Annotated in this window: 12 protein-coding genes; 7 read left to right on the top strand and 5 right to left on the bottom strand. The window is 61.1% G+C overall.

Annotated features, from left to right (window positions below):
- Positions 1 to 68 precede the first annotated feature (68 nt).
- Both xerD and ACP7E6_RS09765 read right to left on the bottom strand, forming a co-directional pair.
- Positions 69 to 1,025: a site-specific tyrosine recombinase XerD gene (gene xerD / locus ACP7E6_RS09770; protein ID WP_426229574.1), complete on the bottom strand. Its 957-nt coding sequence runs from the start codon at positions 1,023 to 1,025 to the stop codon at positions 69 to 71.
- The gene (locus ACP7E6_RS09765; RefSeq protein WP_037163889.1) at positions 1,022 to 1,171 is read right to left on the bottom strand and encodes a hypothetical protein; all 150 of its coding nucleotides are present in this window, start codon (positions 1,169 to 1,171) and stop codon (positions 1,022 to 1,024) included. Before ACP7E6_RS09765 ends, xerD begins: the two co-directional genes overlap by 4 nt.
- Before the next feature lie 156 nt (positions 1,172 to 1,327).
- Here ACP7E6_RS09765 and ACP7E6_RS09760 point away from each other — a divergent pair, with 156 nt between their 5' ends.
- From ACP7E6_RS09760 to ACP7E6_RS09750, 3 genes are read left to right on the top strand one after another with little or no spacing between them, the layout of a single operon-like run.
- The gene (locus tag ACP7E6_RS09760; protein WP_426126976.1) at positions 1,328 to 1,906 is read left to right on the top strand and encodes a shikimate kinase; all 579 of its coding nucleotides are present in this window, start codon (positions 1,328 to 1,330) and stop codon (positions 1,904 to 1,906) included.
- 4 nt (positions 1,907 to 1,910) lie between these two features.
- Positions 1,911 to 3,044, top strand: coding sequence for a 3-dehydroquinate synthase (gene aroB / locus ACP7E6_RS09755; RefSeq protein ID WP_426229571.1), 1,134 nt, complete (start codon positions 1,911 to 1,913; stop codon positions 3,042 to 3,044).
- Positions 3,041 to 4,378 carry an HlyC/CorC family transporter gene (locus tag ACP7E6_RS09750; protein ID WP_426229569.1) on the top strand — a complete coding sequence of 446 codons (1,338 nt, stop codon included), beginning with the start codon at positions 3,041 to 3,043 and terminating at the stop codon, positions 4,376 to 4,378. Before aroB ends, ACP7E6_RS09750 begins: the two co-directional genes overlap by 4 nt.
- Positions 4,379 to 4,390: 12 nt before the next feature.
- Here ACP7E6_RS09750 and ACP7E6_RS09745 read toward each other — a convergent pair whose 3' ends face one another.
- Both ACP7E6_RS09745 and ACP7E6_RS09740 read right to left on the bottom strand, forming a co-directional pair.
- Positions 4,391 to 5,971, bottom strand: coding sequence for a caspase family protein (locus tag ACP7E6_RS09745; RefSeq protein WP_426229567.1), 1,581 nt, complete (start codon positions 5,969 to 5,971; stop codon positions 4,391 to 4,393).
- A 216-nt stretch (positions 5,972 to 6,187) separates the two neighbouring features.
- Positions 6,188 to 6,469 (bottom strand): BolA family protein, encoded by a 282-nt coding sequence (locus tag ACP7E6_RS09740; RefSeq protein ID WP_426229565.1) that lies wholly within the window; start codon positions 6,467 to 6,469, stop codon positions 6,188 to 6,190.
- Between the two features lie 152 nt (positions 6,470 to 6,621).
- On the opposite strand from ACP7E6_RS09740, the gene ACP7E6_RS09735 reads away from it, so the two are divergent.
- The 4 genes from ACP7E6_RS09735 to ACP7E6_RS09720 all read left to right on the top strand — a co-directional run bounded on the left by ACP7E6_RS09735 (position 6,622) and on the right by ACP7E6_RS09720 (position 11,367).
- A complete protein-coding gene (locus ACP7E6_RS09735; protein ID WP_426229929.1) occupies positions 6,622 to 7,257 on the top strand; it encodes a J domain-containing protein in 636 nt (211 codons plus the stop codon).
- A gap of 93 nt (positions 7,258 to 7,350) precedes the next feature.
- Positions 7,351 to 8,346 (top strand): cobaltochelatase subunit CobS, encoded by a 996-nt coding sequence (gene cobS / locus ACP7E6_RS09730; RefSeq protein WP_113241926.1) that lies wholly within the window; start codon positions 7,351 to 7,353, stop codon positions 8,344 to 8,346.
- Between the two features lie 3 nt (positions 8,347 to 8,349).
- Entirely contained in the window at positions 8,350 to 10,254 is a 1,905-nt protein-coding gene (gene cobT, locus ACP7E6_RS09725; RefSeq protein WP_426229563.1) for a cobaltochelatase subunit CobT, read from the top strand.
- A 120-nt stretch (positions 10,255 to 10,374) separates the two neighbouring features.
- Complete coding sequence (locus tag ACP7E6_RS09720; RefSeq protein WP_426229928.1) at positions 10,375 to 11,367, top strand: esterase-like activity of phytase family protein; 993 nt, start codon at positions 10,375 to 10,377, stop codon at positions 11,365 to 11,367.
- Positions 11,368 to 11,605: 238 nt separating this feature from the next.
- Here ACP7E6_RS09720 and ACP7E6_RS09715 read toward each other — a convergent pair whose 3' ends face one another.
- Positions 11,606 to 12,244 carry a queuosine precursor transporter gene (locus ACP7E6_RS09715; RefSeq protein WP_426229561.1) on the bottom strand — a complete coding sequence of 213 codons (639 nt, stop codon included), beginning with the start codon at positions 12,242 to 12,244 and terminating at the stop codon, positions 11,606 to 11,608.
- Positions 12,245 to 12,265 lie beyond the last annotated feature (21 nt).

Below are 12,265 nucleotides of genomic sequence, written 5' to 3'. Positions count from 1 at the left end.
CCGATCATATTGCGCCAGTGGCCACGGGTCTGACGTTTCAGCCGCCCCGGCCAAGTGTTCTGGCGCTCCTAATCCTGTTTTTTCGCCTGTTTGGCAAGAGGGTGATGGTTCTGGACCAGCTGATGCAGCCGTTCTTCCAGCACATGGGTATAGATTTGTGTCGTTGAAATGTCCGAATGTCCGAGAAGTTCCTGCACGGCACGAAGGTCGGCGCCGTTGGCCAGAAGGTGGCTGGCAAAGGCATGGCGCAGCACATGCGGCGAGATCGCCGCAACCCGGATACCGGCGCGGGCAGCAAGATCCTTGAGGTCGCGGGCAAAAACCTGGCGTGGCAGGTAGCCGGCTTTGCTTGAGGAAGGGAACAGCCACGGGCTTTCCGGCGGTGGGGTTTTCTGCGCGGCATTGTCGCTTGCCATCGCCGTACCATAGGCCTGCATTGCCCGGATTGCCGAATGCGACAGCGGCACCATGCGCTCCTTGTTGCCCTTGCCGCGAACGACGAGAAATCGGCCGTTTTGGGCGAGCACGGAGGCCGGTAGCGAGACGAGTTCGCTCACCCGCATGCCGGTGGCGTAAAGCAGCTCGATCAGCGCATGCATGCGCAGCCGCGCCACCGTATCCTCTCCGCTTTTCGCCGCCTCCTGTTCAGCCTGTCCAATCAGCTTCGAAACGTCGTCGATGCTCAGCACCTTAGGCAGCGAGCGGCCCTTCTTCGGCGCGTCGAGAACGCCGGTCGGGTCGTCGGTGCGCAGTCCTTCGGCATAAAGGAACTTGTAGAACTGCCGCAGCGCCGACAGCCGGCGGGCCTGCGACGAGGCCTTGAAGCCCTGCTGCGCCAGATGCGAGAGATAGGCGCGCAGATCGTCAGAGGTCGCGGCGGTCGGTTTGACGCCGCGCTGCTTCAAAAAGGAATAGGCGTCTTCCAGATCGTGCTCATAGGAGATCAACGTGTTGTTGGCAGCACCCCGTTCGGCGCTCATCATCTCCAGGAAGGATTCCATATGGGCGGCGGAGAGATCGATCATTGCGGCTTGTTGATCCGTTCGGAGGGAATGCGGATGGTCACGTCGCGCTCCACAGGATTGACGAAAGTCACCAGCGCAACCATCGTTCCATAGATCACGCCGGCGATCAGGGCGCAGATGAACAGGAACCGGAACAGGGTGGGCATTTTCAACTCCTAGGGTCAGGGGTCTATATGACCATGCCTGTTTGCAAGTGCAAGAACCGCTGTATCGCACGGGATTCCCGTTGCCTTATGCCGTGAAGTCTTGACGCTTCCGGCTGTTTTGTCGATACCGGAACGGAACGGGGAAATTGAAACTGCATGAGCGACGTGATTGAACCGGTTTCCGAAGCGCTGATCGGGCGAGCGAAGGCCGCGCTCGGGCGACGAAACCTCGTCTTCGTCGGTCTGATGGGGGCCGGAAAATCGGCGATCGGCCGGATGACGGCATCGGCGCTCGGCATTCCCTTTGTCGATTCCGATCATGAGATCGAGCGCGTGTCGCGCATGACCATCAGCGAGCTTTTTGCAGCTTACGGCGAAGACGAGTTTCGCGCGCTGGAGGCTCGCGTCATCAAGCGGCTGCTCAATACCGGCCCGCGCATCGTCTCCACCGGCGGCGGCGCCTATATCAATGAGCGCACCCGCAAGCATATCAAGCGCCATGGCCTGTCCGTCTGGCTGAATGCCGAACTCGACGTGCTGTGGGAGCGTGTCAACAAGCGCGATAGCCGTCCTCTGCTGAAAACCGAAAACCCCAAGCAGACGCTCGAAAACCTCATGCACGCCCGTTATCCGATCTATGCGCAGGCGGACCTGACGGTGCTGTCCCGCGATGTCAAGAAAGAGGTAATGGTGGAAGAGGTTCTCGCCGCTCTCGCCAGTCTCCCGAAGAAGTGAAGTCATGACCAGTGCCAGCCTATCCGCCGCCCGCAAAACCGTTCGCGTCAATCTGGGCGATCGTTCCTACGATATCCTTATCGGCCCCGGCCTGATCGCCACGGCCGCCGGCGAGATCGCCGGGCGGCTGAAGGGCCGCCGCATGGCTGTCATCACCGACGAGCACGTCGCGCCGCTCTATCTCGAGCCGTTGATGGAAAGTTTGAAGGAAAACGGCATCACGGCCGTATCGCTGATTCTGCCGGCTGGCGAAAAGACCAAGAGTTTCGAACACCTGATCCCTGTCTGCGAGGCGATCCTCGGCGCCCGGATCGAGCGCAATGATGCCGTCATCGCGCTCGGGGGCGGTGTCATCGGCGATCTCACCGGTTTTGCAGCCGGTATTGCCCGGCGCGGATCGCGGTTCATCCAGATCCCAACCTCGCTCTTGGCGCAGGTGGATTCGTCCGTTGGCGGCAAGACCGGTATCAACTCTCCGCACGGTAAGAACCTGATCGGCGTTTTCCACCAGCCCGACCTGGTGCTGGCCGATACCGATGTGCTGGATACGCTCAGCCCGCGCGAGTTCAGGGCCGGTTATGCCGAGGTCGCCAAATACGGACTGATCGACAAGCCGGACTTCTTCGCCTGGCTGGAAAACAACTGGCAGGCCGTGTTTGCCGGTGGTGACGCCCGCATCGAGGCGATCGCCATCAGCTGTCAGGCCAAGGCCGATGTCGTTGCAGCCGACGAGCGCGAGAATGGCCGTCGTGCCCTGCTCAATCTTGGCCACACGTTCGGCCATGCGCTGGAAGCGGCGACACAGTATGATGGTACGCGTCTGGTCCATGGCGAAGGCGTGGCGATCGGCATGGTGCTGGCGCATCAGTTTTCGGCGCGCATGAATCTCGCAAGCCCCGATGACGCCAGGCGTGTCGAAGCCCATCTGAAGACAGTCGGTCTGCCGACCCGCATGGACGACATTCCCGGTACGCTGCCGCCGGTGGAAAAGCTGATGGACGCGATTGCGCAGGACAAGAAGGTCAGCGGCGGCAAGCTCACCTTCATCTTGACGCGCGGTATCGGCCAGTCCTTCGTTGCCGATGACGTTCCGGGATCGGAAGTGACAGCCTTTCTCAAGGAAAAACACCCGGGATGAGCAACGAGACATTCATGGTTTTCCTGGCGGACTATGGTCCGGGCATCCTGATCATCCTCTTGATGATCCTGCTGTCGGCGTTTTTCTCGGGCTCGGAAACCGCACTGACTGCGGCGTCACGATCCCGCATGCATACGCTGGAAAACAATGGTGATGAGCGTGCCGGGCTGGTCAACCGCCTGATCGAGCGCCGTGACAGGCTGATCGGCGTGCTGCTGATCGGCAATAACCTCGCCAACATCCTGTCGTCGTCGATCGCCACCAGCCTGTTCCTGCATTTCTTCGGTGCGTCCGGCGTTGCCTATGCGACGCTTGCGATGACCGTCATTCTGGTCATTTTTGCCGAAGTGCTGCCAAAGAGTTGGGCGATTGCATCGCCGGACCGGTTCGCGCTGACGGTGGCGCGGGTGGTCAATATCGTTGTGCTGGTGGTCGGCCCGGTTTCAAGCCTGGTGAACTGGATCGTCCGGCGCATTCTCGGCCTGTTCGGCATCAATCTGTCCTCGGAAATGCCGATGCTGACGGCGCACGAAGAACTGCGCGGTGCCGTCGATTTCCTCCACCGCGAAGGCTCCGTCATCAAGGCCGATCGCGACCGGCTCGGCGGCGTTCTCGATCTGGGCGAACTCGAAATCTCCGACATCATGATCCACCGCACCTCGATGCGCGGCATCAATGCCGACGACGCGCCGGAAGTAGCGGTTCGCACCGTGCTCGAAAGCCCCTATACCCGCATGCCGGTCTGGCGCGGATCGACCGACAACATCATCGGCGTCGTGCATGCCAAGGACCTGTTGCGGGCGCTGGCCGAACCGGATGTCGAGCCGGAAGATCTCGATATTGTCCGGATCGCGCAAAAACCATGGTTCGTACCGGAAACCACCAATCTGAAAGAACAGCTCAACGCCTTCCTGCGCCGCAAGGGCCATTTCGCCATCGTCGTCGATGAATATGGCGAGGTACAGGGGCTGGTGACGCTGGAGGATATTCTGGAAGAAATCGTCGGCGATATTTCCGACGAGCACGATATCGAAATCCAGGGCGTGCGCCAGGAGGCCGACGGCTCGATCGTCGTCGATGGCAGCGTGCCGATCCGCGATCTCAACCGTGCGCTCGACTGGAACCTGCCGGACGAGGAGGCGACGACGGTGGCCGGCCTGGTGATTCACGAATCCAAGACGATCCCGGAAGAGCGGCAGGCGTTCACCTTCTACGGCAAGCGCTTCACCGTGATGAAGCGGGTGAAGAACCGGATAACGCGGCTCAGAATCAGATCGGCCGATGATGCAACAATGCCTCCGCTCTCGATGAAGAGCGAAGGCATTGAAGGATAGGCCGGTTTTGTCTTAACGGCTGCCGATAATACCCCCAAGAGCGCCGCCGAGCAGGCCACCGGCGAAGGCTGCCCCTGCGGGATCGACTCCGCCGCCGTTTCTTTCCACAGGGCCTTCCAGGGTTGCGCCATTGTGTTGCCGCTTGACGCGCTGTCCAGCCACCTTTTGGCGGGCCGGGTTTGGCGCCTTGCGAACCGCAATCGCAGCTTTCTGCGTTTCATACTGGGCGCGGATCTGCGGCATCATCGGATCGGTCTGAATCATCAGGAACATGTGCTGCTGTCGCGTCAGGTAGGTTGTCTCGACCATGCCGTTCTGCTGTTGCCACGCACCGATCGCCGTGCGTGAGCGGGCACCGAGCGCACCATCTGCGCCGCCGGTGACATGGCCAAGCGCGCCGAGCCTGAGTTGCAGATCGATCCTGCCCTCCTTGTCGAGATTAAGCGCCGTTTCCGTTTCCGGCGTCCCGACACTGAGCTTGACATCATCCGGCATTGCGACGGCGGTGCGGACTTGCGAGGCCGATGCCGTCGCCTCACCGGCCGGAGCAACGGAAGCGACTTGCGTGGTCGCCGTGGCTTTCAGCTGGTCGAGGTTGAGCTTGGCAAGCGTGGCAAAATTGCCGCTTGGATATTGCTGAAGGTAAAGCTCGTAATGCGCGACGGTGTTGCGCTTGGAGGCCTCTTCCCACAGTTTCTGCTCTACGGTCCAGTTGACATCGTTGGCGCCGGCCGCAGTCGCTTGACCCGCAGGTTTCACGTCGGCGGGTGTAGCAATTGCAGCCTCGGCCGCAGGCTCTCCACCAATGAACACTTCGCGCGATAGCGAGGCATTGTGCCAGGGATGCTGGGCGCCACCGGTTGCTTCCGAGACGTCGGCGCGGACCCGCGTCAGGGCGCTCTGGATTTCAAGCCCGGGTGTCGTCAGATGCCGCGCCAGTGCAGTTGTATAGGGACTGTTGATGCCTTTGCCGTCATAGGCCACGGCGCCTGGATCGGTCGCATAGGCGATCAGCAGTCCGCCGGATCCGGGTGTCTGGCTGTTGGCTTGCACCGGTGCCAGCCCCACGCCCATCGAGGCGGAGCGGCTGGCGGGCATGGCCTTTGCCAAAGAGCGTGCCAGCGGATTGTCGCGGCAGGCATCCAGGATGATGATGCTGACGGCAGGGTCCGGCGGCAGGGCGGCCAGGAATTTTTCGGCGGGCACCGTGCGGGTCTGTAATTGCGCCGCCTTTTCCAGCTGCGCATCGATCGGCACGAGATAATTGCGCCCATCGACCTGCAGGCCGTGGCCGGCGTAGTAGACGACGGCAACATCGGCGTCATAGGCGATTTCGGTGAACTGATCGACCAATGTGCTCATTGCCGTCTTGTCGAGATCTTCGCCCTCGATGACGGTGAAGCCGGCCGTGCGGAACGTTTCCGCCATCAGTTTGGCGTCGTTTTTCGGGTTCGGCAATTCGACCGCGTGCTTGTAGGCACTGTTGCCCATCACAAGGGCTACTTTTTTACCCGATGGCGTTGCTGCCGAACCTTCACTGAATGATAGAAACGCGGCGACGAACGCCGCGACAAGCCCAAACCTCCTGAGCATCGTCTTGACCCCAAAAAAGAGGCTCCCCGGACAACCTTGAACCGGCTCCGCCTATGATGAAAATTTTCTGTATGTCGTAATAATAAACGGATCGCCCGATCCGATAAATCTATGGCCCCACCGGCAATTGTAGATGTCGGCCACAATCTCGTCAATTCGGCAGAAATTAAACCCTTCGGTCTACCTTCGTTGCTTCAACAAACGCTACCCTTATCCTTACCAGCGGGTTGTTTCCCCGGGAACAGCTGGTTCAAGGGCAAGCGCATGCAATCCGGCGTCGATTTCGGTCTTCAGAACATCATTGATGGCGCGGTGCCGGGCGATGCGGCTCATGCCGATAAAGGCGCTGGAAACAATCCGTACCCGCATATGAGTTTCGCCGGTGCCGTCGATGTCGGGATGATGGCCGGCATGCAGATGGCTTTCGTTGACAACGATCAGCCGTTCGGGCGAAAATGCCGCGTTGAGTTTTGTTTCGATGCGGCTTTGAAGCGACATGTTTTGGCCCCGTTTTTCTGGCTTTTCCGTCAGCATCGACCTCAAACGAACGACCCGTGCGGGATTGCGTTTTGCGCGGTGCAAAATTGCTTCACAAAGCCTGCAACATTCCGGTTTGTCAATTCTTGTTGTGGCGTCCGCCACGCCCCATAATTAGCGCCATGAAACTTGATTCAAAATACTTTGACGGGATCCGGACGCGCCGCAGGGTGACCCAGAAACCCGAGCCGATGGCACCCAAGTGCCAGTGGGACGGCTGCGAGGAGAATGCGGTTCATCGCGCGCCGGTGGGCCGCAATGCCGAAAACGAGTTTTTCATGTTCTGCTTCGAGCACGTCAAGGAATACAACAAGGGCTACAACTATTTCTCCGGCCTTTCCGACAGCGAGATCGCCCGCTACCAGAAGGAAGCCATCACCGGCCACCGCCCGACGTGGACGGTGGGGGTGAACAAGAATGCCAAGAATGCGCCGCAGCAGTCGCAACAACGCTCCGGGTCGGCCGGTGCCCAGGCCCGTATGCGCGATCCCTTCGGTTTCGTCGATCAGGCGCGTGCCCGCGCCAACCGGCAGGAACCGCGGCTGCGCAAACTGAAGACATTGGAGGCTAAGGCCTTCGAGACGCTCGGTCTGCATGCCAATGCGACCGCGGCAGATGTGAAGACGGCGTATAAAGAGCTTGTAAAAAAGCATCACCCCGATGCAAATGGCGGAGACAGGGGATCGGAAGATCGTTTTCGCGCCGTGATCCAGGCATATCAATTGTTAAAACAGGCTGGCTTCTGCTAGGAACCCGTTTTATTACGGTCACACTTTTATAAAGGCATAGACGGGAACGCCCCCGCCATTCGAGTCAAGGGGCTTTACCGTGCTGGAGACATGATGAGCAAGGTAGACCTCGATATTTCCAACCTCCCCGATACGACAGTTTCCGTCCGTGACGTTTTCCGTATCGACACCGATCTGCGCGTGCCGGCCTATTCGAAGGCCGATGCCTATGTGCCGGATTTCGATCCCGACTATCTCTTCGACCGCGAGACGACGCTCGCCATTCTGGCCGGCTTTGCCCATAACCGCCGCGTCATGGTGTCCGGCTATCACGGCACCGGCAAGTCGACCCATATCGAACAGGTCGCCGCTCGCCTCAACTGGCCCTGCGTACGCGTCAACCTCGACAGCCATGTCAGCCGTATCGATCTCGTCGGCAAGGACGCCATCGTCGTCAAGGACGGCATGCAGGTCACCGAATTCAAGGATGGCATCCTGCCCTGGGCCTACCAGCACAATGTCGCGCTGGTCTTCGACGAATATGACGCCGGCCGCCCGGACGTCATGTTCGTCATCCAGCGCGTGCTGGAATCGTCCGGCCGCCTGACGCTGCTCGACCAGAGCCGCGTCATTCGCCCGCACCCGGCTTTCCGCCTGTTTTCGACGGCCAACACGGTCGGCCTCGGCGATACGACCGGGCTCTATCACGGCACGCAGCAGATCAACCAGGCGCAGATGGACCGCTGGTCGATCGTCACCACGCTGAACTACCTGCCGCATGACAACGAAGTCGATATCGTCGCCGCCAAGGTCAAGGGCTTCACCAAGGATCGCGGCCGCGACACCGTCTCCAAGATGGTCCGCGTTGCCGACCTCACCCGTGCAGCCTTCATCAACGGCGACCTGTCGACCGTCATGAGCCCACGCACCGTCATCACCTGGGCTGAAAACGCGCATATCTTCGGCGATATCGCCTTTGCCTTCCGCGTCACCTTCCTCAACAAGTGCGACGAACTGGAACGGGCGCTGGTGGCGGAACACTATCAGCGCGCCTTCGGTGTCGAGCTGAAGGAAAGTGCTGCCAATATCGTGCTCGAAGCCACGGCCTGATCGATGGCAGGCCGGGGCGATAATTCGAAAGCAAGGCCGGCCGGCGTCGTGGATGTGGAGCCATTCCGCCGCGCACTGACCGGTTGCATCCGCTCGATTGCCGGGGGTTCCGAAATCGAAGTCGTGTTTGCCAACGAGCGTCCGGGTCTTGCCGGCGAGCGCGTGCGGCTGCCGGAAATCTCCAAGCGGCCGACGCGCCAGGAGCTCGCGGTCACCCGTGGGCTCGGCGATTCGATGGCGTTGCGCAAGGCCTGCCACAATGCCCGTATCCACGCGACCATGGCGCCGCAGGGCGCTGATGCACGCGGTATCTTCGACGCTGTCGAACAGGCGCGCGTCGAGGCGATCGGTTCGCTGCGCATGAGCGGCGTTGCCAGCAACATCACCTCGATGCTGGATGAAAAATACGCCCGGGCCAATTTCGGCAATATCGACCGCCAGGCGGATGCCCCGCTCGAAGAGGCCGTTGCCCTGATCGTGCGGGAAAAACTGACTGGCCAGAAGCCGCCGGCCTCCGCCGGCAAGGTGCTCGATCTCTGGCGCGACTTCATCGAGGAAAAAGCTGCCGGCGACATGAAGGAACTGTCTGCCGCGGTCAATGACCAGCAGGCGTTCGCGCGTGTCGTACGCAATATGCTGACATCGATGGAGATGGCCGAAAAGTACGGCGACGAGGATGTCGAGCCGGACGATCAGGAAAGCCAGACCGACGAAGACCAGCCGCGCAGCCAGGAGCAGGATGAAAACAGCTCCGACGAGGATGCCGGTTCCGACGCTGCCCCCGCCGACGAGAACGAATCTGCCGACGAGCAGATGGACGAAGGCGAAATGGACGGTGCCGAAATCTCCGAGGAGGAGATGTCGGACGACGGCGAGGACGACAGCGAAACGCCCGGCGAGGTCAAGCGCCCAAGCCATCCCTTCGACGATTTCAACGAGAAGGTCGATTACGGCGTCTTCACCGAGGAGTTCGACGAAACCACCACGGCCGAAGAGCTTTGCGACGAAGCCGAACTCGACCGCTTGCGGGCCTTCCTCGACAAGCAGCTGGCCCATCTGCAGGGTGCGGTCGGCCGTCTGGCCAACCGGTTGCAGCGCCGCCTGATGGCGCAGCAGAACCGGTCCTGGGAATTCGACCTGGAAGAGGGCTATCTCGATTCGGCGCGGCTGACGCGCATGATTATCGACCCGATGCAGCCGCTTTCCTTCAAGCGTGAGAAGGACACCAATTTCCGCGATACGGTGGTGACGCTTCTGATCGACAATTCCGGCTCGATGCGCGGACGGCCGATCACGGTTGCCGCCACCTGCGCGGACATCCTTGCCCGCACGCTGGAGCGCTGCGGCGTCAAGGTCGAGATCCTCGGCTTCACCACCAAAGCCTGGAAGGGCGGACAATCGCGCGAAAAATGGCTGGCCAGCGGCAAGCCGCAGACGCCGGGCCGCCTCAACGATCTGCGCCACATCGTCTACAAGTCCGCTGACGCCCCATGGCGGCGGGCACGCCGTAATCTCGGCCTGATGATGCGCGAAGGCCTGCTCAAGGAAAACATCGACGGCGAAGCGCTGATCTGGGCGCATAACCGGTTGCTTGGCCGTTCCGAGCAGCGCCGCATCCTGATGATGATCTCGGATGGTGCGCCGGTCGATGATTCGACCCTGTCGGTCAATCCGGGCAACTATCTCGAACGGCATCTGCGCGCCGTCATCGATCAGATCGAGACGCGCTCGCCGGTCGAACTGCTGGCGATCGGTATCGGTCACGACGTGACGCGCTACTATCGCAAGGCCGTGACCATCGTCGATGCCGACGAGTTGGCCGGGGCGATGACCGAGCAGCTGGCGTCGCTATTCGACGATGAAAGCTCCCGCCGCCGCGCTGGCCCCGGGCGCCGGCGTGGGAGCTGACAATAGCGTCTGGCCGGGACATCCTGTGTCCCGCCTTGCCCGCCTATTGCTTGCTGATTTTTACGGAGCCGCTTTGCGCTCCATGCCGGCCTGCCGGAAGGACGTCTTTTGAAAGCGACACTGATCCAGGCCGCCGCCTTTTCCCTATTGCTGGCCGTCGCGGCCTCGGCTGCGCCGCAACTTGCACCTTCGGAAACCGTTCCGGTGAAAAGCCGGCAGATCGAGAACTTCAAGATCGGCTCGGATCAGCACCTGTTCGGCAAGCTGGAATTCATCGGCGGCATCGAGATGTCGTCGTCGAATGCCCTGCTCGGGGCGATCTCGTCGATCCGCTTTCGTCCGGACCGGACATCGTTTGTCGCGATTATGGACACCGGCCATTGGGTCGAAGGCGCAATCGAGCGCGACCCGAAGGGCCGGCTGTCAGGCACTAGCGATCTGACGGTCACCTCGATGATCGATGCCAATGGCCGCTCGGAGCAGGTCAAGGAGCGCATGGACTGCGAAGGTGTGGCGCTGCATGATGGCGCGGTTCTCGCCAGCTATGAGGGCCTTCACCGCGTCGATATCTATCCGGACCCGGGCTTTGCCCGGTCCGGGCCCGTGGCGACCCTGCCGCTTCTCATTCCGGTCACGTCGCTGCGCGGCAATCGTGGGCTTGAAACCATCGCCGTTTCGCCGAAGGACAGCCCGCTTGCGGGCGGCGTCACCGTCGTGTCCGAGCTAAGCTTCGACAAGAACGGACATCTCTTGGCCGCCGTCCTCGATGGTCCGCGCAAGGGTGTCTTCGGGGTCGTCCGCAAAGGTCCGTTTGCGGTGACTGACGGCGCGTTCCTGCCCAATGGCGACCTTTTGATTCTGGAGCGCCGCTTCAGTTTTGCCGAAGGCATCGGCATGCAGATTCGCCGCATCAAGGGCGACGATATCAAGCCCGGCGCGGTGGTCGATGGCGAAATCCTGCTGAGCGCCGATATGGGCTACCAGATCGACAACATGGAAGGTCTGGACGTCGTGGTGGAACCTGGCGGGGACATCCGCCTCATCCTCGTTTCCGACGATAATCACTCCATCCTCGAGCGTAACCTGATGCTGGAATTCCGGCTGGTCGAGTGACGGCCTGTGGTGTTGTGAGTCGGGAACTCCGAGCAAGCTCGCCCCCTCTGTCACTCCGTGACATCTCCCCCACAAGGGGGGAGATTGGCCGAAACTTTGCTGCTTCCTGACAGCGGGGGAAAGTTGAGGCGAGGCATGTAAGGTAAAAGAACGATCTCCCCACCTGTGGGGGAGATGTCAGCGCAGCTGACAGAGGGGGGTGAACTTGCTCTGCCGTCGCCTTGTTGCATCACGCAGCTCAGGCGTTTGCCTTCGCTCCCGGCATCGGCTTGATCACGTTCATCAGTGCGCCATAGGGCAACAGCATCACCAGACCGACGATGATCTTGACGCTGAGGTCGCCGAGCGCCCAGGAGATCCAGCGCGGCGCTTCCGCTGTCATCACGCCGAGGATCGGAGCGGCTTCGAGCGCGAAAGGATCGTTGGGGCCAAAGAAAACGAAGACCGCGGCAAAGGCGAACGAGAAGAAGATCGCCGTGTCAAGGAACGAGCCGAATAGCGAGCCGACCAGCGGCGCGCGCCACCAGCTCTGCATCCGCAGCTTGTTGAACACCGAGATATCCAGAAGCTGGCCGAGCAGGAAGGCGGAGCCCGAGGCGATCGCGATGCGCGGCGTGGCGACCAGTACCGACAGGACGATGGCGACGGCAAAGCCGGCGATCACCACCTTGCGGGCAGTGCGGGGGCCGAACTGGCGATTGGTAAGGTCGGTGACGAGAAAGGCGATCGGATAGCTGAAGGCGCCCCAGGTCAGGAGATCACCCAGCTGTATGCCGGCGATCGAGCCGGGCAGGGGGTACTGGACCAGGAAATTCGAGGCCACGACCACGAGGGTCATCAGCGCGACATAGGTTAGGAACGTGCGGTTTGTAAGCATTTTTTTATCCTGGGGTATGCC

This window comes from Pararhizobium sp. DWP3-4 (assembly GCF_049898205.1).
Lineage (GTDB): Bacteria > Pseudomonadota > Alphaproteobacteria > Rhizobiales > Rhizobiaceae > Pararhizobium.
This window is presented reverse-complemented; position numbering and strand designations above follow the sequence as displayed.